Annotated in this window: 23 protein-coding genes; 12 read left to right on the forward strand and 11 right to left on the reverse strand. The window is 63.3% G+C overall.

The genetic code is table 11. From position 1 onward, the window contains the following. The first annotated feature begins 83 nt into the window (after positions 1-83). Complete coding sequence (locus DNA98_RS00635) at positions 84-521, forward strand: 23S rRNA (pseudouridine(1915)-N(3))-methyltransferase RlmH (protein ID WP_110524571.1); 438 nt, start codon at positions 84-86, stop codon at positions 519-521. Between the two features lie 146 nt (positions 522-667). Here the strand turns inward: DNA98_RS00635 and DNA98_RS00640 are convergent, their stop codons facing one another. Further along, positions 668-1,531, reverse strand: coding sequence for a VOC family protein (locus DNA98_RS00640; RefSeq protein ID WP_110524573.1), 864 nt, complete (start codon positions 1,529-1,531; stop codon positions 668-670). Between the two features lie 358 nt (positions 1,532-1,889). Here DNA98_RS00640 and DNA98_RS00645 point away from each other — a divergent pair, with 358 nt between their 5' ends. Next, complete coding sequence (locus DNA98_RS00645; protein WP_110524575.1) at positions 1,890-2,225, forward strand: hypothetical protein; 336 nt, start codon at positions 1,890-1,892, stop codon at positions 2,223-2,225. A 24-nt stretch (positions 2,226-2,249) separates the two neighbouring features. On the opposite strand, the gene DNA98_RS00650 is transcribed toward DNA98_RS00645, so the two are convergent. Together DNA98_RS00650 and DNA98_RS00655 are read right to left on the reverse strand one after the other, a co-directional pair. Continuing rightward, positions 2,250-2,891, reverse strand: coding sequence for a hypothetical protein (locus tag DNA98_RS00650; RefSeq protein ID WP_110524578.1), 642 nt, complete (start codon positions 2,889-2,891; stop codon positions 2,250-2,252). Positions 2,892-2,940: 49 nt separating this feature from the next. Next, a complete protein-coding gene (locus tag DNA98_RS00655; RefSeq protein WP_110524580.1) occupies positions 2,941-3,855 on the reverse strand; it encodes a DMT family transporter in 915 nt (304 codons plus the stop codon). A 72-nt stretch (positions 3,856-3,927) separates the two neighbouring features. Between DNA98_RS00655 and DNA98_RS00660 the strand changes: the two genes are divergently transcribed. The 8 genes from DNA98_RS00660 to DNA98_RS00695 all read left to right on the forward strand — a co-directional run bounded on the left by DNA98_RS00660 (position 3,928) and on the right by DNA98_RS00695 (position 13,140). Beyond that, a complete protein-coding gene (locus DNA98_RS00660; protein WP_110525362.1) occupies positions 3,928-5,061 on the forward strand; it encodes an NAD(P) transhydrogenase subunit alpha in 1,134 nt (377 codons plus the stop codon). Continuing rightward, positions 5,061-5,354 (forward strand): NAD(P) transhydrogenase subunit alpha, encoded by a 294-nt coding sequence (locus tag DNA98_RS00665; RefSeq protein ID WP_110524581.1) that lies wholly within the window; start codon positions 5,061-5,063, stop codon positions 5,352-5,354. Before DNA98_RS00660 ends, DNA98_RS00665 begins: the two co-directional genes overlap by 1 nt. A gap of 24 nt (positions 5,355-5,378) precedes the next feature. Continuing rightward, the gene (locus DNA98_RS00670) at positions 5,379-6,743 is read left to right on the forward strand and encodes an NAD(P)(+) transhydrogenase (Re/Si-specific) subunit beta (protein WP_110524583.1); all 1,365 of its coding nucleotides are present in this window, start codon (positions 5,379-5,381) and stop codon (positions 6,741-6,743) included. 242 nt (positions 6,744-6,985) lie between these two features. Next, positions 6,986-8,266 carry an ABC transporter substrate-binding protein gene (locus DNA98_RS00675; protein ID WP_110524585.1) on the forward strand — a complete coding sequence of 427 codons (1,281 nt, stop codon included), beginning with the start codon at positions 6,986-6,988 and terminating at the stop codon, positions 8,264-8,266. 113 nt (positions 8,267-8,379) lie between these two features. Continuing rightward, positions 8,380-9,258: a carbohydrate ABC transporter permease gene (locus DNA98_RS00680; protein WP_110524587.1), complete on the forward strand. Its 879-nt coding sequence runs from the start codon at positions 8,380-8,382 to the stop codon at positions 9,256-9,258. Then, positions 9,251-10,135, forward strand: a complete 885-nt coding sequence (locus DNA98_RS00685; protein ID WP_233492984.1) for a carbohydrate ABC transporter permease — start codon at positions 9,251-9,253, stop codon at positions 10,133-10,135. The genes DNA98_RS00680 and DNA98_RS00685 overlap by 8 nt, the downstream gene beginning before the upstream one ends. Before the next feature lie 107 nt (positions 10,136-10,242). After that, positions 10,243-11,751, forward strand: a complete 1,509-nt coding sequence (locus DNA98_RS00690) for a carboxypeptidase M32 (protein ID WP_110524589.1) — start codon at positions 10,243-10,245, stop codon at positions 11,749-11,751. A gap of 141 nt (positions 11,752-11,892) precedes the next feature. Continuing rightward, complete coding sequence (locus DNA98_RS00695; protein ID WP_110524591.1) at positions 11,893-13,140, forward strand: S41 family peptidase; 1,248 nt, start codon at positions 11,893-11,895, stop codon at positions 13,138-13,140. Here DNA98_RS00695 and DNA98_RS00700 read toward each other — a convergent pair. Then, complete coding sequence (locus DNA98_RS00700; RefSeq protein WP_165363881.1) at positions 13,137-13,454, reverse strand: nucleotide pyrophosphohydrolase; 318 nt, start codon at positions 13,452-13,454, stop codon at positions 13,137-13,139. The two genes, DNA98_RS00695 and DNA98_RS00700, sit on opposite strands and share 4 nt — an antisense overlap. A 58-nt stretch (positions 13,455-13,512) precedes the next feature. Here DNA98_RS00700 and mgsA point away from each other — a divergent pair, with 58 nt between their 5' ends. Together mgsA and DNA98_RS00710 are read left to right on the forward strand one after the other, a co-directional pair. Next, positions 13,513-13,899 (forward strand): methylglyoxal synthase, encoded by a 387-nt coding sequence (gene mgsA / locus DNA98_RS00705; RefSeq protein WP_110524595.1) that lies wholly within the window; start codon positions 13,513-13,515, stop codon positions 13,897-13,899. 70 nt (positions 13,900-13,969) lie between these two features. After that, entirely contained in the window at positions 13,970-14,194 is a 225-nt protein-coding gene (locus DNA98_RS00710; RefSeq protein WP_110524597.1) for a hypothetical protein, read from the forward strand. A 218-nt stretch (positions 14,195-14,412) separates the two neighbouring features. Here the strand turns inward: DNA98_RS00710 and DNA98_RS00715 are convergent, their stop codons facing one another. From DNA98_RS00715 to DNA98_RS00745, 7 genes are all read right to left on the reverse strand, one after another. After that, on the reverse strand, positions 14,413-16,659 hold the full coding sequence (locus DNA98_RS00715) for an endonuclease MutS2 (protein WP_110524600.1): 2,247 nt from the start codon (positions 16,657-16,659) through the stop codon (positions 14,413-14,415). A 456-nt stretch (positions 16,660-17,115) separates the two neighbouring features. Further along, positions 17,116-18,846, reverse strand: a complete 1,731-nt coding sequence (locus DNA98_RS00720; RefSeq protein ID WP_110524602.1) for a glycoside hydrolase family 13 protein — start codon at positions 18,844-18,846, stop codon at positions 17,116-17,118. A gap of 4 nt (positions 18,847-18,850) precedes the next feature. Next, complete coding sequence (locus DNA98_RS00725) at positions 18,851-20,176, reverse strand: sugar ABC transporter permease (protein WP_165363879.1); 1,326 nt, start codon at positions 20,174-20,176, stop codon at positions 18,851-18,853. Continuing rightward, a complete protein-coding gene (locus tag DNA98_RS00730; RefSeq protein ID WP_110524606.1) occupies positions 20,176-21,531 on the reverse strand; it encodes an ABC transporter permease subunit in 1,356 nt (451 codons plus the stop codon). Before DNA98_RS00730 ends, DNA98_RS00725 begins: the two co-directional genes overlap by 1 nt. Before the next feature lie 203 nt (positions 21,532-21,734). Next, complete coding sequence (locus tag DNA98_RS00735; protein ID WP_110524608.1) at positions 21,735-22,928, reverse strand: maltose ABC transporter substrate-binding protein; 1,194 nt, start codon at positions 22,926-22,928, stop codon at positions 21,735-21,737. 217 nt (positions 22,929-23,145) lie between these two features. Further along, on the reverse strand, positions 23,146-23,865 hold the full coding sequence (locus tag DNA98_RS00740) for an SDR family oxidoreductase (RefSeq protein ID WP_110524610.1): 720 nt from the start codon (positions 23,863-23,865) through the stop codon (positions 23,146-23,148). Between the two features lie 40 nt (positions 23,866-23,905). Then, positions 23,906-24,319: a thrombospondin type 3 repeat-containing protein gene (locus DNA98_RS00745; protein WP_110524612.1), complete on the reverse strand. Its 414-nt coding sequence runs from the start codon at positions 24,317-24,319 to the stop codon at positions 23,906-23,908. Between the last annotated feature and the right edge of the window lies 1 nt (position 24,320).

A 24,320-nucleotide genomic window follows, 5' to 3' on the forward strand; every position in this document is an offset into this window, starting at 1 on the left:
GCGGCTGCCTCCTTAAGGGTCAATTATACCCTGCCGTCGAAGGGCCGTATACTTTGCCGACGTATACTGCGAGGCGAAGGGCTATGCGGATCCGGGTGGCCGCGGTAGGTAAACCCAAGCTGGCCTATGCCAGGGCTGGAGTGGAAGAATATTCGCACCGCTTGAATAAAACCGGCAGATTCGAGCTGCTCCAGGTGCGGGAGGGAAAGCCGGGGGAGGAAAGCTCGAGGCTGCTCGAAGTTAGCCAGGGCTACCTGCGGGTAGTGCTGGACGAGCGCGGCGAACTGGTCGATACCCTCAGCCTGCACAAGAAGCTCTTGGACTGGGAGCTGCACGGCGAAAAGGGGGTGGCTTTCCTGATCGGCGGGGCGAATGGGCACACCGAGGAATTGCGTCGGAGGGCCGACTGGCTCTTAAGCCTATCCAGGTTCACCCTCCAGCACGAGCTGGCTTTAGTGGTGTTGCTCGAGCAGCTATATCGGGTCGAGACCTTGAAGCGCGGCGAGCCCTACCACCGTTAGGCGTCCCTCCAAAGTCTCTGCGTGCACGGGTAACTTGATTGGTGCCAACCGCACGTCAAACCTCGTACGCAAAACGCAAGGCGCGGGGAATCAAACCCATCGCTCCTCGAGCGCCTCGGCTGATCTTCGCCATAACGTCCCGCGCCTTAGGCCGTACGTCGAGCGCTGGGATCCGCCTCCGGAGAGTAGGGGTAGGCAAGCAGATGGAGCGCGTCCCCGTTGGGGTCGGTCAAGGTAAAGCCCTGCGAAGAAGCCATAAACTCGAGACCCAGGTGGTTTAGCCGGGTCTCAAGCTCATCCCGGCTTTCCCCGCTTTGCCAGGTGTAGCTGATCAAGCCTGTGCTGCCTTCGGGGGCGGTGCGGCCCTCTGCCCAGGTATTGATCCCTAGGTGGTGGTGGTAGCCCCCCACGGCGAGAAAGCGCGCGCCAGGGTAGTTGCGCTGGGTGAGTTGCATGTTTGTGCTTTGGGCGAAAAACCGTTCGGCTTCGTCGAGGTCCGCCACGTGAAGGTGGAGGTGGCCGAGGAGGGTATCGGGGGAGAGGGGGGCGGGTCTGGGGGCCGCTGTGAGCAACCGATCCAGGTCGAGCCGCCGGGAGTACATCGCCACCCCGCTACGGCTTCGAGGCCACTCGGAGCGGGGGCGGTCGCGGTATAGCTCGAGCCCATTGCCTTCCGGGTCGCGCAGGTACAAGGCTTCCGAGACCCCGTGGTCGGAAGCCCCTTCCCAACTCGGGTAGCGGGCTTCAACGAGCCGCCGGAACACCGCCGCCAGGCTGCTCTGGTCGGGCAGGAGCAGGGCGAAGTGGTACAGGCCCAACGAGGGTTGAGGGCGCAGCGGCGCGCTGGGATCGTGGAGCAGCTCGAGGGTAAACCCTTTACCCTGGGGGGCTAGCCGGGTCAGGTCGCCGCCTTGCTCGAGGACCTCTAGGCCGAGCAGGTCGCGGTAGAAGTCCAGCTCGGCCTCTAAATCCTTGACCCGCAAGCAGAGGCTTCGCAGGGGCCAACGCATGGGGTTAGCCTACAATCACGCTTTAGAATTAAAAGTGTACTGGCTCGCCCCCAGCAGGGCCTCCCAAGGTCGAGGAGATTGACGGTGGTGAAGGGCTGAGCGCGGGTCACGGGAGAGGTCGGGGTCAGCGGGGGGCTTCAAACCCACCGCCTTCAGGGGATGTAGCAGCCCCTCCTACGTGGTCCCAGAGCATGGCGAGCGGCGGATGGGCCATCCGTAGTGTCCAAGCCGTCCAAGTCGCCGGTCACACGGCGACGCAAAGCGCTTGGGGAGCCCCGGTAAGACCTACACGCGAGCGGTGATGAACCAAGGGCCCCACCGGCTTCCCGCCACGGCGAGGGAGTGTCAACCTAAGGCCATGCGCCCGACATCCAGTTCGACTTTGTGGTTAGAACTCCTCGGTGGCCTTTTGATCGTGCTAGGAGCCCTGTTGGCCTGGTGGGCGTACACGCTGGCCAACTACCCTCCCGACGCGGGCCTCAGCCGGGCTTTGGCGAACGTACGGGTGGACTTCCCCGGTTTCTTGGAGGGGATCGCCAGGCGGATTTCGGCGTTTGGGGCTATCCTGGCGGCGCTGGGGGCGGGGCTTTTTTTCGGGGCGGTGTACCTGGTGCGCTTTTTCCGCTTGCTGCTGGGGGTGGCGGCGGTGTTTGCGGTAGGGGTTTGGTTTTGGATCGTGGTCTTGAAGGCCTAGGTTTTGTGGGAAGTGCAGCCCGATCTACCGCCTGAAGGCCACCAGTTCAATGGTCTGGCGGCTCGAGACGGTCTTGACCAGCCCTACTCCCTCGGCGTACCAGCTGGTGCTTTGGAATTGCTGGTTGAAGGGGAAGCTCAAGAGGCCAAACCTGGCGTCGATTTTAAAAGTGGTGGTGGTCTCCACCCTAAAGGCCTCAAAGCGCCCTGCCGGGACGCTCACGGTTTCTTTGCCGCTTACCCGGTAGCGCACCTCGAGCGTTCCTTTCCCCCAGATCTTGGGCCCTTGGGTGGTCTCGCCCTGGATATCCGCCACGTACCCCCAGGAGCTTCCCACCGCCCACCTGTCATAAGGAGGGATGGCCACCCCGGTAACATTACCCACTTCGACCTTGAAACCCTCGAAACCGGCGAAGTCTATGGGGACCAGCCCTTCCGGGGTGCAGCGGTAACGCTCGGTGCGCTCGAGCTTTTCCCCCTTGCTCACCTGAACAAAACCCTGGCTGCTGAGGTTGGTCTTGCGCTGGATATAGACCCCAGCGCTCTCGCCGCCGGTGATGCGATACTGCCACTCCAGGCCCTCGCGGGTAGGGGAGAAGGGTTGGTCGCAGAGCTGGGCCACAGCCCATCCCCAAGCCAGGATCAGGACGAGCCAGAGCGGACGCACATAGGGAAGTTTAGGAGAGCCGCCACACAGAAGCGTGAGGATCAGCGGACTAGCGAGTTTCCCGGCTCCCTAACACCGCCGCCACGACCCCCACCAGCAGTACTCCCGCCCCAAGCAGGACGGGCAGGCCGGGAAGTTCGCCGAAGACGAAATAGGCCAGCAGGCTCGCCCCCACCGGCTCAAAAAGGATCGCCAGCGTCACCAGCACCGGGGCCACCCAACGCACCGCCCAGTTGAAGCTGGTGTGCCCGATAAGCTGGGGAATCAAGGCCATAAGGAGGATCCACGCATAGGCTTGGGTAGGGTAGCCCAGGTAGGGAGTACCGAATAGAAAAGGGAGCGGCAGCAGTACGAGGGCAGCCGCACTATAGGCGACCGCGGCGTAAAGACCGATGGGAAACCCCCGCTGTTGGGCTTCCCGCCCCAGCAGAAAATAAAACGAGACCGCTACCGCTCCCGCCACGGCCAGGAAGTTTCCCAAAGCCGGGTTGGGGCCGGGGTTGGAGCCTCCCCCCAGGGCGATGATCAGCCCTCCGATGAAGGCCACCGTGATCCCCAAGATCGTAAGCCGTGCCGGGGGCTGCTTGAGCCAGACCCAGGAGATCAGGGCGACCCAGATGGGGTTGGTGTTGACCAGGGTCACGCTGGCGGCGATGGAGGTGTAGGAGATGGAGGTGATCCAGGTGGCGAAGTGAACGGCCAGAAACACGCCCGCCAGGATGGCATAGCGCCAGGCTCCGGCCCTTAGCTTGGCCTTGCGCAACGCTCTCCAGGCGGGGAGCAGGACCAGCGAGGCCAGGGTGAGCCGCAGGGCGCTCACCACCAGGCTGAATCCCACGCCCTGTACCGCGGCGGCCTCGGTCGCTAACCGAACAAAGATCGAGCCAAAGGACACCGCCAACACCCCGGCGACCAGGACAAAGAGGACGGTGAGGCTCGAGGGCCGTGGGAGCGAAGGGTGCATGGCCCCGATTTTCGCATGTACGCCCACTGCCGTGCTAGTGGGATATACTTCACTGCATAAGTGGAGGTGGCGATGGTACACGTGGCTGTGCCAAAGGAAGCCGCACCAGAGGAGCGCCGGGTAGCCCTCACTCCGGAGGTGGTGGCCCGGCTGGTCAAGGAGGGCTGCGCGGTGCGGCTCGAGCACGGGGCCGGGGAGGGGGCGTTTTTCTCCGATGAGGCGTTTCACCAAGCCGGGGCCGAGATTGTGGAGGCTCACGAGCTATACTCGGGGGTCGAGGTGGTCTTCTCGGTGGGGCCGCTGCCCTGGGAAGCGATCCACCAACTATCCGCGGGTACGGTGCTGGTTAGTTTCCAGTACCCCCACCGCGATCCCCAGCGGGTACGGGCCATGGCCGAGCGGGGTTTGTCGGCGCTGGCGATGGAGCTCATCCCCCGCATCACCCGGGCCCAGAGCATGGACGCCCTCTCCAGCCAGGCCACCGTGGCGGGGTACAAGGCCGCGCTGTTAGCGGCGAACCTCTCGAGCCGATTTTTCCCCATGCTCACCACCGCCGCCGGGACCATCCGCCCGGCCAAGGTGCTGGTGATGGGGGTAGGGGTGGCGGGGTTGCAGGCCATCGCTACGGCGCGGCGCTTGGGGGCCAACGTTTGGGCCTACGACGTACGCAAAGCAGCCGCCGAGCAGGCCCTCTCCTTGGGGGCTAAGGTCATCGAGCTGCCCATCAGCGCCGAGGGAGAAGGAGGCTACGCCCGCGAGCTCACCGAGGAGGAGCGGCGTATCCAGCAAGAAGCTTTAGCCAAGGAAATAGGCGGGATGGACGCGGTGATCACCACCGCGCAGATTCCGGGGCGCACGGCCCCTGTTTTGATCACCCAGGATATGGTGGCCCGGATGGCCCCCGGTGCGGTGATCGTGGACTTGGCGGCGGAGTCGGGAGGGAACTGCGAACTCACCCGCCCTGGCGAGGTGGTGGAAGTGGGCGGGGTGCGGATCTACGGTCCCCTAAACCTTCCCAGCGAGCTAGCCGTCCACGCCAGCGAGATGTACGCCAAGAACCTCTATAACCTCTCCAAGCTTCTGATCAACCACGGCGAGCTGGCCCCTGACTGGTCCGATGAGATCCTGGCCGGGGCTTTGCTGGTGCAGGGCGGCCAGGTGGTGCACGGGCCCACCCAAGAGCTGATCAAAAAGGAGGCGCGCTGATGGATCCCACTTGGGCGGCGCTGTACATTTTCTTGCTGGCGGCGTTTACCGGTTACGAGGTGATCTCGAGGGTCCCGGTGATCCTCCACACCCCCCTTATGTCCGGTTCCAACTTCATCCACGGCATCGTGCTGGTGGGGGCCATGGTGGTATTGGGCAAGGCCGAGACCCCGCTCGAGCAGGCCATCGGCTTCATCGGGGTGATGCTGGGCGCGGCCAACGCCGCGGGGGGCTACGCGGTGACCGAGCGGATGCTGGAGATGTTCGAGCGGAAGCCGGGGGCCAAACGCTAGGCGCTGGAGGCGTAGACAAGCCTTATGGACACGATTATCCAAGCAGCCTACTTCCTGACCGCTTTTCTCTTCATCCTGGGTTTACGGCGGATGGCCTCGCCCGCGACGGCCAAAAGCGGCATCGTATGGGCGGGCGGGGCGATGGTGGCGGCTACGCTGGTGACTTTCCTCACCCCCATTAGCCTCCCCGGCAACTTCCTGCTGATGCTCCTGGCGATCGCCCTTGGCACCGGAGTGGCCTGGGTCGCGGCCAAGCGGGTGCAGATGACCGACATGCCGCAGATGGTGGCCGTCTACAACGGCATGGGCGGCGGGGCGGCGGCTTCCATCGCGTCGGTGGAACTGCTGCGCTCGGACTTCGAGGGCAGCGGGCTGATGGCCCTGGCCATCCTGGGCGGCCTGATCGGCTCGGTCTCCTTCACCGGCAGCCTGATCGCCTTCGCCAAGCTGCAAGGGTTGATCTCCAGCCGCCCCATACAGTTCCCCTTCCAGCGCACGCTCAACCTGGCGGTGTTGGTGCTCGCTTTGCTGATGGGGGGGGTTTTGCTGGCGAACGACGCTCTGGGGCTGATCTTCCTGTTCTTCTTGGCGGCGCTGGCCTTTGGCGTGATGATGACCCTGCCCATCGGCGGGGGGGACATGCCGGTGGTGATCTCGCTGTACAACGCCTTCACCGGGCTGGCGGTGGGCTTCGAGGGGTTCGCCATCGGGAACCCTGCGCTGATCGTAGCGGGCACGGTGGTGGGGGCGGCGGGCACGCTGCTTACGCTCCTGATGGCCAAGGCCATGAACCGCTCACTCTGGAGCGTGTTGATGGGCGGATTCGGAGTGGAGCAAGCCCCTGGCGAGGTCCAGGGGAGCCTCAAGCCGATTGACCTCGAGGACGCCGCGGTGATGCTGGGCTATGCCCAGAAGGTGATTTTCGTGCCCGGATACGGGATGGCGGTGGCCCAGGCCCAGCACAAGCTGCGCGAACTGGCCGATGTGCTCGAGGCCAAAGGGGTAGAGGTCAAGTACGCCATCCACCCGGTGGCAGGCCGGATGCCGGGCCACATGAACGTGCTGCTGGCGGAGGCGGGGGTGCCCTACGAGAAGCTTTATGACCTCGAGGACATCAACCCGGAATTTCCTCAGGCTGACGTAGCGGTGGTGATCGGGGCCAACGACGTGGTGAACCCAGCCGCCCACCGCCAGGGGAGCCCGCTGTACGGGATGCCGATTTTGGAGGTAGGTCAGGCCAAGAACGTCATCGTGGTCAAACGTGGGCAGGGGAAGGGCTTCGCTGGGGTGGAGAACGAGCTGTTCTATGCCGATAACACCCGCATGCTCTACGGAGACGCCCAGAGCGTGCTGAGCCAGCTGGTGCAGGCGCTGAAAAAGCTGTCCTAGCGGCTTAGGTGTACATGCTTTTCCGAATGGGCCCAGCGCTGGCCACTCCAAACCCTCCCAGAGCAGGGGGCTTTACTCACGTCATACGTCGTATGCAAGAGGCTAAACGCGGTGGATTCCTCTCTTGGTCGGGTCGTTCATCCGGTAAAACGTTTTGTCCTGGAGGAAGGGATTTTCCCTTGACAGCTCTTTGTGGGCCAGGGTAGAATCCCCGCTGGAAGCAATTCCAAAAGGAGGACCCAATGAAGCTCAAGCGATGGTTGATAGGCGCGTTGACCCTCACCCTGGCTATGGGTGGTCTATCGTTGGCTCAAGGGGTGACGATTCGCATCGCCGGCGACTCCACCGCAGTGGGCGAGGGGGGCCGCTGGATGAAGAAAGTGGCCGAGGAGTGGGCCCAGAAAACCGGCAACAAGATCGAGTATATCGATGCCCCTGCCGACACCAACGACCGCTTGGCCCTCTACCAGCAGTACTGGGCGGCCAAGAGCCCCGATGTCGACGTGTACATGATCGACGTGATCTGGCCAGGGATCGTGGCTCCTCACGCCGCCGATCTCAACCAGTTCTTCTCCAAGGAGGAGATCGCCCAGTTCTTCCCCCGCATCGTGGAGAACAACACCATCAAGGGCAAGCTCACCTCGATTCCCTTCTTTACCGACGCCGGGCTGCTTTATTACCGTACCGACCTGCTGAAGAAGTACGGCTACTCCAAGCCCCCGGCCACCTGGACTGAACTGCAGCAGATGGCCGAGAAGATCCAGGCTGGCGAGCGTCAGGCGGGCAACAAGGACTTCTGGGGCTTTGTTTTCCAAGGTAAGGCCTATGAAGGGCTTACCTGCGACGCCCTCGAGTGGATTTACTCCAATGGTGGAGGCCGGATCATCGAGCCTGATGGTAAGGTGACCATCAACAATCCTCAGGCCATCGCTGCGCTCAACATGGTGCGGGGTTGGATCGGGAAGATCGCCCCTCCTGGGGTGACCAGCTACGCCGAGGAAGAAGCCCGTAACGCTTTCCAAAGCGGCAACGCCGCCTTCATGCGCAACTGGCCCTATGCCTACAGCCTGGGCCAATCCGAGGGCAGCGCGGTCAAGGGCAAAATCGGCGTGACGGTGCTGCCCAAGGGCGCCGGGGTTGGAGGCCGGAACGCCGCTACCCTAGGGGGCTGGCAGCTGATGGTCTCGGCGTACTCCAAGAACCAGAAGGTCGCCGCCGATTTGGTCAAGTACTACACCAGCGTCGAGGTGCAAAAGGACAACGCCATCTCCCTCTCGCGCTTGCCTACCCGCCCCGCCCTCTACAACGACAAGGATGTCCTGGCCAAGAACCCCTGGTTCAAGGAGCTGTTGCCGGTGTTCCAAAACGCCGTCGGCCGTCCTTCCGGGGTAACCGGGGCCAAGTACAACCAGGCTTCCGAGGCTTTCTGGACGGGGGTACACGACGCCATCACCGGATCCAAGCCCACCGCCCAGGCGGTTCGGGAAATCGAGACCAAACTCAAGCGTATCGTCGGGCCGTAACCTCGAGCCCGTATGGGGCGCAGCCCGGCTGCGCCCCATATGCCCTTTTCAGGGTTGGCCTAAGGTCCCCGCGATCACGCTTCCTGATAGACTTGACGCCATAGGGGAAAGCTATGCTGACCGTACGACAAACCCGGCTGGCCTGGTTGCTGGTGACGCCTACCCTGTTAGTGGTAGCGCTGGTGGCTGGATATCCGCTGGCCCAGGTGTTTTATTACTCCTTTCATAAAGCAGATATCGCCTTTGTGGAACCCCCGGTGTGGATCGGGCTGAGAAACTACACTTACCTGTTGACCCAAGACGGCGAATTTAGAGAAGCCCTTTGGAATACGTTGAAGTTTACCTTTTTCTCGGTGACGCTCGAGACCATCTTAGGATTGGCGATCGCGCTGGTTATCCACTCCAACTTCAAAGGACGGGGCCTGGTGCGTACCGCCATCCTGATCCCCTGGGCCATCCCTACGGTGGTCTCGGCCCAGATGTGGAAGTGGATGCTCAACGACATCTACGGGGTCATCAACGTGCTGGGGGTCAAATTGGGCCTGCTGGCCAATAAGGTCGCCTTCCTGGCCAACCCCGCCACGGTGTTGCCCTCGATCATCGCAGTAGACGTGTGGAAGACCACCCCCTTCATGGCGCTTTTGCTGTTGGCGGGATTGCAGCTCATCCCCTCGGATATCTACGAGGCGGCCGACATCGACGGGGCTAATAAGTGGCAGCAGTTTTGGAGCCTGACCCTACCGCTTCTGACCCCGGCTTTAGTGGTGGCGCTGATTTTCCGCACCCTGGATGCCCTGCGGGTTTTCGACGTGATCTTCGTGATGACCGGGGTAAACTCCGCCACCCGAAGCCTGGCGGTGTACAACCGCCAACAGCTCATCGACTTCCAGGATCTGGGCTACGGTTCGACCATCTCGGTAGCCATCTTGGTGATCATCTTCATCTTCGTGTTTATCTATATGCGTTCGGTGGGGAGGGGCGTCAATGAATAATGCCCAAACCGCACCCGTGCGGCGCGCCCGCACCGGCAAAAAGGTGACCTACTGGGTAGGTCGAGCGCTCTTCTACCTCCTGGTGGTCTTCATCATCGTCTACAGCGTCTTTCCCTTCTACTGGGCGGTGATCAGCAGCTTCAAGACCAGCGACGCGCTCTTCAGCGCCAACCCCAGCTTTTTGCCCATCCCTTTTACCCTCACCCATTACCAAAACGTCTTCAGCGGGGCGGCCTTCGGGCGTAACCTGGTCAACTCGCTCATCGTGGCGGGGCTTTCTACGCTGCTTTCGCTGGTGCTGGGGGTGCTGGCAGCTTATGCCTTGGGGCGCTTGCGCTTCCCGCCCAAGAACGCGGTGCTCTATTTGGTACTGGCCATGACCATGTTTCCCCAGGTTTCGGTGTTGTCGGGCATGTTCGTGCTGCTGCGGCAACTGGGCATTTTTAACACCTACTGGGGTTTGATTTTCTCGTATCTGCTTTTCACCCTGCCCTTTACGGTTTGGGTGTTGACCGGGTATTTCCGGGGACTGCCGCGGGAGCTCGAGGAGGCCGCCTACGTAGATGGAGCCACCCCGATGCAGACCCTGCTCAGGGTGATGCTCCCGCTCACCGGTCCGGGGTTGGTGACCACCGGGCTGTTGGCGTTCATCGCCGCCTGGAACGAGTACCTATTCGCCCTCACCTTCACCATCGGTAACCAGGTCAAGACCGTGCCGGTGGCCATTGCTTCCTTTGGCGGGGCGACCCCTTTTGAGATCCCCTGGGGCTCGATTATGGCGGCCAGCGTGATCGTGACGGTGCCGCTCGTGATCTTGGTGCTGATCTTCCAACAGCGCATCGTGGCGGGTCTCACCGCGGGGGCGGTGAAGGGATAGGCGGGCGCCAAACGCGGTGGATCGCCCTCGCCGTACATCTTGTTACCAAACCCCTTAGGTACGGGGTGCGGGCTGAGGGGCCTCCTTCCCGGTATGATGGTCAGGCTATGACCGCGCAAGAAGCTTACAACTGGCTCCTCCAACACAGCAAAGAGACCGCCTACCTGGGGTCGTTCGGGGCCCTGGCCGGGTGGGATCAGGCCACCTACATCCCGCGCAAAGGCCATGCGCACCGGGCCATGATGCAGGCCGCCCTCGCCCGGCTACTGCACCAAAGAAGCACCGACCCGCGCATCGGGGAGATGTTGGCGCGGGTCGAGGGCAGCGATCTGGTGCACGACCCCGCCTCGGTGGAGGCGGTCAACGTGCGGGAGTGGCGGCGCAGCTACGATCTGCAAACCAAGATCCCCGAGCGGTTGGCGGTGGAACTGGCTCAGGCCACCAGCGAGGGTCAGGCCATCTGGGAGGAGGCCCGCCCCAAGAACGATTGGGCTTCCTTCAAGCCGATCCTGCAAAAGATCTTCGACCTCACCCGCGAGGCCGCCGACGCCATCGGGTACCAGCAAGAGCGCTACGACGCCCTGCTCGACCAGTACGAGCCAGGAGCCACTGCCAGCCAGCTCGAGCCGGTCTTTCGGCGGCTCCGCGAGGCCACCGTGGACCTGCTGCGGCGGATCGAGGGGAGTTCCCGCAAGCCCGATACCGCGGTCTTGCGCCGCTACTACCCCCGGGCCGCCCAAGAGGCTTTGAGCAAGGAAGTCATCGCGCGAATCGGCTTCGACCTGGAAGCAGGCCGCCTGGACGTGACCGCTCACCCCTTCATGCAGGGCATTGGCCCCGGTGATGTGCGGCTTACTACCCGTTACGATGAGCAGTTTTTCAACCCGGCCTTCTTCGGCACCATCCACGAGATGGGGCACGGCCTCTACGGGCAGGGGCTCCTCGGCGAACACTACGGCACCCCCATGGGCACCGAGGTCAGCCTGGGCATCCATGAATCGCAAAGCCGCACCTGGGAAAACCTGGTGGGCCGCTCTTTAGGCTTCTGGCGGTATTTTTTCCCCAAGGCCCAAGAGCACTTCGAGGCCTTGCGAGAGGTGCGCCTGGAGGACTTCCACTTCGCGGTCAATGCCGTGCAGCCCAGCCTGATCCGCATCGAGGCCGACGAGGTGACTTACAACCTGCACATCATGATCCGCTTCGAACTCGAGCTGGCCATCCTGCGCGGAGACCTCTCCCTAGAGGATGCCCCCGAGGCCTGGAACGCCAAGTACCGGGAGTATCTGGGCATTGAGTCTCCGGAGATCAAGGACGGGCTGATGCAGGATGTGCACTGGAGCGCCGGGCTGATCGGCTACTTCCCCACCTACTCCTTGGGCAATCTCTACGGGGCGCAGTTTTTCCAGCAGGCCGAGAGGGAGCTGGGAAACCTCGAGGAGCAGTTTGCCCGCGGGGAGTTTGCCCCCCTGCTCGAGTGGCAGCGGAGAAACATCCACCAACAGGGCAGTCGCTACTGGCCGCGCGACCTCGTGCGGCAGGTGACTGGCGAAGACCTCAACCCCGAGCACCTGATCCGTTACCTGAACGCCAAGTTCGGGGCGCTGTACGGGGTGTGAGGGCGGCAGGCGCGAGACACAAAAAACCCTAGCCGCAAGCTGCCGAAAGAGGAGGGGCTTGGGTTGGGAGGGTGCAGCGAGTGTCGGGGCCTTTCATCCGTTCTACACCTACCCCGAGGGAATCGCTGCTACATTCCGGCTATGCCCTTACGTGCCTTGGCCCTGGCGGTTTTTCTGGCTTCGGCTTTTGCCAGCCCGGCCAGCGAACTCTTTCGCGAGGCCAGCTTTTACCTCGAGTTCTACTACTACGGCCCCGCCCAAACCCCTCCGCAGGAGGTGACGGCCCGTTACCATGAGCAGCTCGAGCGGGCTTGCGCCCCTCAGGGGGAGGCGTGTGGCTTCGAGGTGGCCCGTCCGCTCATTGCCCAGATGCTCCGCGACCTGGGGGACGGGCACACCTACTACCTGGCACCGGAGGATTTCCGCCGCGCGCTCGAGCGCGCGAGCGGCACGGCAGCGATCCGCCCGCTGGTAGGGCTGCAACTGGGCCCAGCTGGGCCGGGGGCGGTGCTGATCCAGGACATCGTAGCGGGAAGCCCAGCAGAGGAGGCGGGGTTACGGCCCGGCGACCGCGTCGTGGGGGTAAACGGTGCGCCGCCTGCGAGCACCGAAGCGCTGCACCAACAGCTGACTAGCGATGCCCCGGTACGCTTGCAGATCGCTCGGGGAGAGGTGACCCACCCGGAGCAGCTCGAGGTCAGCCTAAGGCGCCGGGCGATGGTTCCGCTCGAGCTGCCCTATGCCTATAACTTGCCCACCCTCCGCGGCGTGGTGGTGATCCGCATCCCCCAGTTCGCCACCTACGGCCAGGTAGGGCCACGGGTCCATGCCCTGGTGCGCCAGGCGCAAGAACAGCATGCCCGGGCCATCCTGCTCGACGTGCGCAACAACGGGGGCGGCGAGGAGACCGAGTGCCTTTCGGCAGCGGCGGCCTTTATCGGCGACTACGAGATCTTCATGCAAAGCCGACTGGGTCGCTCCCCGCTGGGGTTTCGCCAGGGGGCCACCCTAGGCAACGACCCCCGCGACCCGCGCGGCTACTCCATTCCCGCCCCTGCCCTCTGGCGCGGCCCGGTGGCAGTGCTGGTCAACCGGCGCAGCGCCTCTTGCGCCGAGATATTCGCTTACCTGTTGCAGCGGGCCGGGCGGGCCCAGGTGGTGGGGGAGCGCACCGCTGGGGTCGCCAATACCGCCACCGACTTTTTCCCGCTCCTGGACCACTCGGCGGTGGCCATCACCTACGTGCGGACCTTCAACAGCGACGGCTCCCCCCTGCCGGAATTTGTCCAGCCCGATGCGCCCGCTAGCGATGATCCCGCCGCTTGGCTGCGCACCGGGCTCGACCCGGTGATCGAGCGGGCCCTGGAGGGGTTGGGGTTGCGCCGCTAGGAACTTTTCTTGGTCCAGCGCTCGCTGTCGCGGATTCGGTACTTCTCCAGCACCTGCTCGAACTTCGCCTCGAGGTCAATCCCGTCGCGGTTGGCCATGCAGATCAGCACGAAGAGCACATCGGCCAGCTCGAGGCCCAGATCTCCCGGGTCCTCGCCGGGTTTGGGTCTCTTCCCGTTTTGGTGCGAGACCACCCGGGCCACCTCTCCTACTTCCTCGATGAGCCGGGCCAGGTTGAGCAGGGGGGGGAAGTAGCCTTCTTCAAACTGAGATATCCAGGCGTCCACTCGAGCTTGGGCTTCTTTCAAGGTCATGGTCGCCCTTATGTTACCTGGGTATCGCCGTCTGATAAGAACCCTATAAGCTAAGCTCATGAGCAAGGCGCTGGCCCTCATCGCACACGATGGCAAGAAAACTGACCTGGTGGTCTTCGCCAAGGATCACCGTGAGCTATTGGCGAAGTATCCGCTTGTCGCCACCGGCACCACCGGGCGGCTGTTGCAACAAAAAGCGGGGCTCGAGGTGATACGCCTGCTCTCCGGGCCGCTTGGGGGTGATCAGCAGATCGGCTCAATGGTGGCGGAAGAGAAGGTGATTGCGGTGATTTTTCTGCGCGATCCCCTGGCCGCCCAGCCCCACGAGCCCGATGTGCAAGCGCTGATGCGGGTTTGCGATGTGCATAACGTCCCCCTGGCCACCAACCTGGCGGCGGCAGAGGCCATACTGGCTTGGCTCGAGGCACGTTCTCACCCGGGCTAAGCCGAAACTGAACCCGTGGTATGTGACCTCACCGGCCATTCTCCGCAAAGTTTGGGTGTCTAATATTTTCATGGACTTTCGCGAATGGCTCGAGAAGATGCTGGAAGACAACCGGGAGGCGCTTCAGCAGTTCCCCGAACCGCCGGGGCTCGAGGAGTTCGTGCGGGATCTGGTGCGCTCGGGACAAGCCGAGCGGGTGTTGCACCTGGTCAAGTTCTCGTTTTTATTCGGCTTACAGCAAGCCCAGGCCCAAGCGCGGCCGGAAGCCCCACCGCCGCCCAAAATCCAGGCTTGAGGCCCTTGAAGGAGAGTTCATCCTGCGGCTTTAGGATCACAAAGCGCGGATAAGCAGGTTGTGAAGTTTGCCGCGGCGGACACGGGGTGGGGGGAACCCCAACCCCAGCCGCGGAACTCGGCGGTTTCACCGCCCAGCCTTCGCGGCAGGACTCCCGTTCTACAGCCGTCCGGCTCCATGAAGCCAAACGATGAATCCCCTCGCAAGAGGGGGTTCGGCTACTTCCGCAAATGCACCACTGTCACCCCGTGCCCCCCCTCGTAGGGCACCGCGTCGTGGAAGGTCTCCACCCGCTTGTCGCGCCGCAAGGCCTCGCGGATGGCGTTCCTCAGGGCACCGGTACCTTTGCCGTGCAACAGCCGCAGCGGGGTCTCGCCCAGGCTCTTGGCCTCGGTGAGGAAGTCATCAATCGCCAGTAGTGCCTCGTCCACGGTCATGCCGCGCAGGTTGAGTTCGGCCTCGAAATTGCTCCTGACCCGCATCCCGCCACTGGAAGTCTTGGGGGGTTCCACCGCCTGCAGACTCGAGAGGGGCAGGCTCATCTTGACCGAGCCCATCTGCACCAAGGCCTCGCCGCCCCGCACCTCGAGCACCCGGGCCTGGGCGTTGTACTCGGGCACCCGCACGGTGGCCCCGGCCACCACGCCAGGGCTCGAGGGTTGGGGTTTGGGCGCTTTGTGGTAGCGGCCCCGCAGTTGCAGCAGCTCTTGCAGGGCTTTACCCTGCCCCTCGCTCTTGCCTCGTAGGCGCACCTGCCGCAACCGCTCTTGGGCCTCCCTCACCAGGGCTTCTGCCTCGCGGCGGGCTTCTTCCAGGAGAAGTTCGCGGTTTTGCTCGAGCTCATGCAGCCGGGCCCGAAGCTCTTCCCGCTCCCGCCGGACCTGGGCTTGGAGCTGCTCTGCTTCGACCAGCCGTTGCCGGAGGCTGTCCCGCTCAGCCTCCAGCGCGGCCAACAGGCGTTCGACCCGCCCCCCTTCGGGACCCAACAGCGCTTCGGCGCGGGCGTTGAGGGCTTCGGGGAAGCCTAGCCGTCGGGCGATGGCCAGGGCGTAGCTGCGGCCCGGCGTACCCACCTCCAACTGGTAGGTGGGCGCCAGGCGCTCGAGGTCGAAGCGCATCGAGGCGTTGTGCACGCCCGGGGTTTCTTGGGCAAAGGCCTTGAGCGGGGAGAGGTGAGTGGTGATGAGGCCCCGCGCCCCACGCTCGAGCAAGGCTTCCAAAAACGCCTGCGAGAGCGCCGCTCCTTCCTCGGGGTCGGTGCCGGAACCCAGCTCGTCGATGAGCACCAGGCTCCTCGGGGTAGCCTCAGCCAGGACCTCCTTCAGCCGGATTAGGTGCGCAGCGAAGGTCGAGAGGCTGGCCTCGAGCGACTGCTCGTCGCCGATATCCACAAATACTTTGTCCGGAAAAGCCAGGTTAGCAGCCTTGGCGGCTACGTAAAGCCCGCTTTGGGCCATCAACACGGCCAACCCCAGCGTCTTGAGCAAGGCGGTCTTACCGCCCATGTTGGGGCCGGTGAGGAGCAGCAGCCGTGGGCTTTGGGAAAGCTCGAGGTCGTTCGCCACCGCGCCAGGGATGAGCGGGTGCCAAACCTGCTCGAGGTGGTAGGTGCCCTCGGTGTTGAAACGCGGTTTGCTGAGCTTCCAGTCCTCGGCCAGCGCGGCGGCGGCCCGAGCCAGATCGAGTTCGGTAAGGGCCCAAAGGGTCCCGTCCAGCTCCGGGTCTTGCGCCAAGAGATCGGTGAGCTCGAAGAGGATGCGGGCGATCTCGGCTTCCTCCTCGAGGCGCAGGCTATACAGTTGGTTGTTGAGCGGCACCACGCTGCTGGGCTCGAGGAAGACCGTCACCCCGCTGTCCGATTGGTCGAGCACGATCCCCGGGACCTGATGCTGAAGGCTGGCCTTGACGGGGATCACATATCGCTCCCGGCGCAGGGTGATGTAGCGCTCTTGGATGGCGCTACCTGCCCGGTCCATGATGCTGTAAAGACGCTGCTGGATCTGTTCGCGCAGCGGGCCTAACCGTTTGCGAATCTGGGCTAGCCGGGGGCTAGCTGAGTCCTTGACGCTTCCGTCGAAGTCCAGGATCTCCGCTACCCGGCGGCGGTAGAGGGTGTGTTCCCCGATGCGTGCGGCCAGGGCCGAGAGCCGCTCACCGACTTCCAGCAGCTCATGTTTGAGCGCAGTAGCCGCCTCGAGCGTGTGGGCGATGTTCAGTAGCTCCATTCCCTCGAGCCGCTTCCCCTCGCGGGCCGCGGCCAGTGGAGCCCGGATATCCCTAATCCCCCCCAGGCGGTAAGGGTATGCCAGGGCCTCGGCAACGATGGCCTGTTGGGCCAGGGCCTCCTCGAGAGAGGCTTTGGGCGCGATAGCAAGAGCCGCCTCCTGGCCCATAAAGGTGGAGGCGCGGTCCGCCAAAGCCTGACGGATACGGTAAAACTCGAGGGCCTCTAAAGCATCGCGCATACCAAAGGCTCAGTATAGCCGATGCCCCTCGAGCTATCCTAAACCAGCCTGCAATTGGCTGGGTCGTACGCAAAACACGACTTACGTCGTACGCAAAACGCTAAACGCGGGAGACCGGCGGGGCCGGTACACCCGGGGTAGATTTCCTATCGGGACGGCGTACCGCCGTACACCTAGAGGTAGATTCCCTATCGGGACCGGCGGGGCCGGTACACCCGGGGTAGATTTCCTATCGGGACGGCGTACCGCCGTACACCTAGAGGTAGATTCCCTATCGGGACCGGCGGGGCCGGTACACCCGAGGAACGATCCTCATCGTTTAACGTACAACGTATGACGTAGGACGTACGACGTATGACGTAGGACATGCGATCAGCACGAATCGAGTTACCAGACCGCTGGTGCGCTGGCAACCTGATTTCCCGCCCCGGGGCCCTACGTCCGCGGGATACTCGGCTATGCTACCCGGAAGACTCCCAGACCACGCAGCGCGATCTGGCCGCCAGTCTTTTCTCCGCTTAGGAGGTTTTGGCTGGGCGGCAGCTCGAGGCGCACCGGGGTGGGAGCCGCGTACACCCAGACCTCCTCGCCCTGGTAAACCCGCTTGTAGGCGATCGCGCCGGCGGGGGCTTGGAGCGGCAGGAGCCCGCCCCGGCGTAAAGCGGGGGTGTTTTTGCGCAGGCGGATGAGCTGACGGGTCCACTCGAGCACCTCCCGGTTCCATTTCGACTCGTCCCAAGGGAAGGTTCCCCGGCACATCGGGTCGCCGTTCCAGACCTCGTAGGGGTTGGTCTGGTTGAGGGCGATTTCGTCGCCGTAGTATAGGCCGGGCGCACCGGGGAAGGTGAGCAGCACGCCCAGGGCCATCTTGTATAGCGCAACATCCCCTCGCAGCCGCCAGAAAGCCCGGGGTACGTCGTGGCTGTCGAGGAGGGTATACATGGTTTGGCGAACCTGCAAGGGGAGCGCGGCGTAATGGTCCCACATCGTCTGCCAGGCCTCTGCGGCACTCACCTTTACCTCCCAGCCGTAGATATTCCTGCCGCTGAGCCACTCGAGCAGCGGGTTGGCAAAGCCGTGGTAGTGCATTGAGCCGTCCAAGATGTGGGCCCGCAAGTAGGGGATGGTGTCGAAGAAAAGCTCTCCGAACACGAAGGCCTCTGGGTTTTCCTCGCGGCTGTTGCGGTGGATGAGGCGCAGCAGCTCGAGGTTGCGCCGGTCGGTGCCGCCCTCGCCGATCTGGTGGGCCACGTCCAGCCGCCAGCCATCGGCGCCCTTGCGCAGCCAGTGGCGCAGCGGGGCGTGGTAGCCGTCCAGCCAGCGCTCGACGGCCAGCGGGCTAGCGTAGTCGAGCTTGGGCAAGGTCTTGACTCCCATGAAAGCGGCGTAGCTGCCGTCGGCGTGGAAAGTGAACTGGCCGGCCTCGGGCGCATCGGGGTCGTGCAGGGCTTTCTGGAAGTCCGGGTGGGTGTCGCCTATGTGGTTGAATACCCCGTCCAGCACGATTTTCAAGCCCTGGGCGTGGAGGTCGGCGACCAGCCTATCAAAAGCTTCGTTGCCCCCCAGGTAAGGGTCCACGTTGAGGTAATCCAGCCCGTCGTAGCGGTGGTTGGAGAGGCTGGGCAGGATCGGGGTGAGGTAGAGCGCTTCGACCCCCAACTCCTTCAGGTAGCCGAGGGCCTGGCGGATGCCCTCGAGGTCGCCCCCGTAGTGCTGCAGCGGTCCGAGCTTGGGGTCTACCGGATCGTCCCAGGCTTTTTTCACGATCTTCTGGCCCAGGTAGATCCACTCGCCGTCTTGGGGGTCGTTGGAGGGGTCGCCGTTGTTGAAGCGGTCCGGGAAGATCTGGTAAAACACCGCCCCCACTGCCCACTCCGGCACGCTGGGGGCCGCGAGCAGGTGAAAGAAGCGATCGTAGCGGGGCATGGTGCTCGAGGGCCCGCCGCTGGTGAGGTAGACTTTCTCCTCGGGGAGAAAAAAACAGTAACGCATGGGCGAAGCGTGCATGGGCAGGGTGATCTCCAGCCCACCCTGGACTGCCTGCAGCGGCCTGCGCTCGACCTCGCCAAAACGCTCGAGGAGTAACACCCCGGCCTTGGCCGATGTCCGCACCCGGAGGGTCACCTCGGCCCCCAGCTCGGGGGTCATGGGGCTGACGCAAAAGGGTTCCCAGTCGTGATAATGCATCGCTCTATTCCTTTACCGAGCCAGCGGTGTAGCCAGAGACAAAGTACCGCTGGAACCCATAGAAGGTGAGGAGAATCGGGATCGAGCCCAGCACCGAGGCTGCGGCGAAGAGACCCCACTTGGTCTGAAACTGGCCGGTGGTGAAGTTCCGCAGCCCCATCCCTACCGTCCAGGTCTCGGAGCCGGTAAGGAAGAGGTTGGCTACGATGAACTCGGAATAGGTACCCACGAACTGCAACAGGAAGATGAACACGAACATCGGGGACGAAAGGGGCAGGAGGATCTTGTAAAACACCTGCCACTTGGTGGCCCCGTCGATGGTGGCGGCTTCCTCCAGGCTTTTGCTGATGCTCTCGAGGAAGCCCTTGTACACCCAGGTGCCGAAGCTGATGATCCCGCCCGAGTAGGCCAGGATCAGGCCGGTGTAGGTGTTGAGCAGGTCCAGGTTGGACATCAGCGTGTAGATGGCGATGAGCCCCAAAAAGCCGGGGAACATCTGCACGAAGATGAAGACCAGGAGCAGGGGGTAGCGCCCGGGAAAGTTGAAGCGGGCGAAGGCGTACCCCGCGGTGGCGGTGAGGAGCACCGCCAAGAGCCCGGTGAGCCCCGAGACGAAGAGGGTGTTGCGCACCCACAGGACGAACTTGGCCTCGGTGTTGGGGCTGGTGAACTGGGAGGGCGAGATCAGCGCGACCAGCAGGAAGGTCACCAGGGCAAAAGCCGCTAGGTAGCGGTTTTGGAGGCTGGCCAAGCGGCTATTCTCCTGGGTGTCCCCGATCAGCCGCCGGTAGACTGCGACCCCCAGCAACAGCAGCAGGGTGACCGCAACGGCAGCCAGGAGCAGCCACTGGTAGCCGTAGACCACCACCCCGTCGAAGAGCTTGGCGTAGTTCTCGAGGCTGGCCTGGGAGAAGTCGGGGAGGACCCTCGAGTCGATGAGCAGGTTGCCGGTTTTGGGGGCGCCGAACTTGTAGAGGCTGTTGGTGGGGTCGAAGGAGGCCGCCACGATCTGCACCACCGGGTAGTAGGCAAACAGCAAAAAGATCCACAAGAGCAGGTGGGTCACGCCCTGACCGAACAGCGGCCAGGGGCTCTTGCGGCTTCCGCGGCGCCGGTTGTGGTAGGCGGTGAGGGCCAGGCTGTAGACCAGGATCACCCCCACGATGGCTAAAAGTCCGCCTAGCGCGTAAAGCCAGCCGTGCTCGAGGCGCACGAAGCCGAAGGGAACCCGCGGCTGCACCCGCCCGGCCAGCTCGGGGGCGTAAAAGAACACCAACCAGCCCAGGATGGCCGCCCCGATGACCCAGGAAAGCCAGCGGGAGACCCGCATCACCGCACCTCCCGCAACGCCCCGGTCACCCGGAAGTTGATGAGGCTAATGGCCACGGTGATGACGAAGATGATCACCGAGATAGCCCCACCCAGCCCATAAGCCTGCCCGCCGTCGGCCTGGAAGGCGGTCTTGTAAGCCCAGGAGATGAGAATGTCGGTGGATTGGGCGGTGGAAGGCCGCCCCTGGGCGGCGGGCCCTCCCCCGGTGAGGAGGTAGATGAGGCCGAAGTTGTTGAAGTTGAAGGCGAAGGAGCCCAGGAGCAGGGGGGTGAAGGGCTGCCGCAGCAGGGGCAGGGTGATGCCGGTGAGGGTCTGCCAGCCCGTGGCCCCGTCGATCTTGGCGGCCTCGTACACGTCGTCGGGGATGGTGGTGAGGGCGCCCAAGGTAGCGGTCATCCAGTAAGGGAAGCCCAGCCACAGGCTGGTGAGGAGCACCGCCACCTTGGCCCATTCGGGGTCGGTGAGCCAGGGGATGGGGTAGGTGCCCAGCAGCCCCAACAGGCGGTTCACCGGGCCGAAATTCACGTTGAGCATCGCACTCCACACCTGGTAGCTGATCACCCCTGGGATAGCCCAGGAGATGATCAGGGCGGTGCGGTAAAAGCCGCGCAGCTTGAGCTGTTTGTTGCTGAGCAGCAGCCCCAAGATGAGTCCGGCCAGGGCCCCTACCGCCACCGCGCCCGCCGCGAAGGCCACGTTCCACACGAACACCGGCCAGAGGATGGTGCTGGCTCGGGAGAAGATCTCCACGTAGTTGCCGAAACCGATGAAGCGGTAGGCGTTGATGTGATAGGCCAGGTTGGGGGTGAAGGGCGGAGGGGCATTCAGCACGATCTGGGGGCCTTCGACCCGGATTACCCTCACGGTGGCCCGCTGGATGGTGGTGGTGATCTCCAGGCGCTCGCCCGCACAGTCTGCTCTCTCGCAGCGCAGGCTCTGGGCGGCATTGGAGGCGGCGATGAGGGTGTTGCCCTCCACCCGCACGATCGGGGTCTCGGTGGAGCGGTCGGCCTTGCCGTTCCTGAGCCCGGTGTAGTCGGTGAAGCCGAAGTAGACCGTGAGGATAATCGGGTACACCGTGAAGGCCAGCAAGAACACGATGGCCGGGAGCAGGTAGTACCAATCGGCGATGAAGGGAAAGCGCCGGGCGAGCAAGACCGTGAGTGGCAACAGAAACACCGCGGTGAAGATCAAGGTGAGGTAGCCAGGATACTGGTTATCCAACGGGCGGGGGAATGCCGCTTGTAATCCCCAGTAGGTCAGCAGGCCGAGCACAAAGGACGCCACCAGGGCTCCGCCCAGCAGACCGATGGTCAGGAAAAAACCCCGCGCGCCGGGAGGGGATCGGTACATAGCCAAGTCCTCCTATTAGCTCAGGCAGATTCTAACGTGCTTCCAAAGAAAGTCTGGGCATGGGGAAGGGATTTTTTCGCGATCTACCCGCTTTTCTCCGCCTCGGGATAAATCCTTTTTGATAGGTTTTGATTTCGATAAGGTCAGGGCGAGGACGGGTAAAACTTTGGCCCCCACCGCACGGGTGGGGGCCAGCATGGAGCTTATTTGCCCGTGATGCCCTTACGAATCTCCGCCACCATGTCGTCAACGATCTTCTGGACGTTGGTGTCGGGCTTCTGGACGGCCTGCTGGATGGCGTTGCCCCAGGGGCCCCAGACCTTGCCCATCTCGGGGATGTTGGGCATGGGGGTACCGCTGGCGATGACCGGCGAGAACCCAGCCACTACGGGATCGTTTTTCAGCTTGGCCACCGCAGCCTTGGAGACCGGGATGCGCCCCCCGGCTTGGTTGAAGGAGATCTGGCTTTGTTCGCTCACGAGGAGCTTGGCAAAGTTAGCGGCAGCGGTCTTGTTCTTGGAGTAGGCGTTGATGGCTACCCCCTGTACACCTACAAAAGGCTTCCAGGCCGAGCCGCCGGGCGGGGTGGGGAAGGGGGCGATGCCAAAGTCGATCTTGGCTTTCTTGTAATCACCGATCGCCCAGGGGCCGTTGATGATCATAGCCAGCGAGCCGTCCTTGAAGGCCCCGTCGGCTACCCCGTAATCCACCCCCTCGGGGACCAGCTTGTACTTGTACCGCAGGTCCTTGATGAAGTTCAGCGCCTTGACCCCGGCCTCCCCGCCTAGGCGCACTTCGCCCGTATTGAGGTTTCCCCCGCTGCCGGCGAAAACCGAGGCCCCATAGGCCGCGAAGAAGCCGTAATTGAAGTAGGGATCGCCGATATTGTAGAGGAAGCCGAAGGTGTTGCCTTTGGTGTTGTCCTGGGCGATCTTGAGGAATTCGTCCCAGGTCTTGGGCGCGGCCTTGACGTACTTCTTGTTGTAGATGAGCGCTACCGACTCGGCGAACATGGGCAGGGCGAAGAGCTGGTTCTTGTAAGAAAGCGCTTGGGTTGCTACATCACTTAGCCCTTGCAGGTAGCTCGAGGTGGCGTATTTACCCATGGGCTCGAGCACCCCTGCCGAAGCCATAGCGCCCACCCAGTCGTGGGGGATGCTCACGATGAGGTCAGCCGCCTGGCCCTGCGGGGCGCCCAAGATGAACTTGTTCTGAATATCCCCGAACGGCACCTCTACCACTTCGACCTGGGTGCCGCTGGTTTTCTTAAAGGTTTCCGCCTGCTGTTTGAGCCAGGCCAGTTCGGGGCCGCTGTAGTGGGTCCATACCGTGATCTTGCCCTGGGCCATAGCCAAGCCCATGGCCAACACGGCTACTGCTAGAAGGCTCCTTTTCATCACTCCTCCTTAGAACCGAACGACGCCAGCACTTTGGCAGCGCTTCCACACGCATACAAAGCAGCCTTAGGTTTTTAGCTAGAGCCCCTCATGCCGCGTCGGGTACATTTTATGCCATTTGCCCTGGCCGTAAAGCAGGGACATATCTCCCTCGAGGATCGCTGGAGGCTCGATAGCCAAGGCTCGGCGGCACGTCGGACTCGTTCTTTGCAACGCTTTACTGCTTTTTGGGAGGCTGGCTAGGGCGCAGTTCGATCTGGCTGGGGATGGTGCGGGGGTTGCTGGTAAGGAGGTAGCGCACCGCCTCCACGATGTCCTCGGGCTGGATCTTCCACCCGGCGCCGGTGGAGTTGCCGCCAAAGGTAGTGTCTACTGAGCCAGGCAGGATGGTGCTCACCCGGATGCCGTAGTAGCGGAGGTCCTGCATCACGGCCTCCGAGAAGCCGATCAGGCCGAACTTGCTGGCGTTGTAGGCGGCACCCCCGGCGAAGGCGTTTTTCCCGGCCAGAGAGCCGATGTTGATGATGTAGCCGCCTCCTCGCCGCAGCAGGGCGGGAATGGCGGCGCGGGTCATGTAGAAGGGGCCGCTGAGGTTGGTCTCCAACACCTGTTGCCACTCCTCTGGGCTCAGGTCCTGAACGGGTTTGAAGATTCCCACCCCAGCGTTGTTGATCAGGTAATCGAGCCCGCCAAAGGTGGCCTCGAGCTGGGCCACCGCGCGCTCGGCGTCTTGGGGGCGGGTGACGTCCCCAGGTAGGCTCAGCACCTCCCCCCCGTTGGGCCGGGCGGATTTGAGTTCTTGCTCCACCTCGGCCAGCTGTTCCTGGCTGCGGGCAAACAAACCCACCCGCACGCCCTCCCAGGCCAGGGCTCGAGCTATGCTGCGGCCGATTCCACGGGAAGCCCCGGTGACTAAAGCGACTTTGCCCTTGAGCATATCCTCAATGTAAATCTGTTCGGCGGAGTTTGCGAGGCCCCTACTGAGCGGGCTTATACAGGTCCACACCGCCTGCTTTGTCCAGCGACTGCTGCAAGAAAGCGGGGTCTACCAGGGGTTTGCTGTTGGGATCGCCCGGCAGGGTTCCGGCGAAGACCTCGAGCACATCGGTGTAGCCATCGCCATCGGAGTCTTTGTTGGCCTTGAGCGCATCGTAAAGGGCCTGAGCGATGTTGCCCTTGAAGTGCGCGCGCACGTTCTCCCCGAAAGGATTCCAGGGCGCGCCGCCGTTAGGGCTCACGTGGCAGTAAATGCAGCCTACGGTGCGGGTGTTGTCCTTGTCAGCGACCAGGTGGAATTGGGCGATGGCCTGGAGGCGGTAGGGGGGACGAGCCACGGCGACGGAGACCATCAATAAGCTAACCAGTGCAAGAGCTGTGCAGATCTTTCTCATA

The sequence above is a fragment of the Meiothermus sp. Pnk-1 genome (genome assembly GCF_003226535.1).
Lineage (GTDB): Bacteria > Deinococcota > Deinococci > Deinococcales > Thermaceae > Allomeiothermus.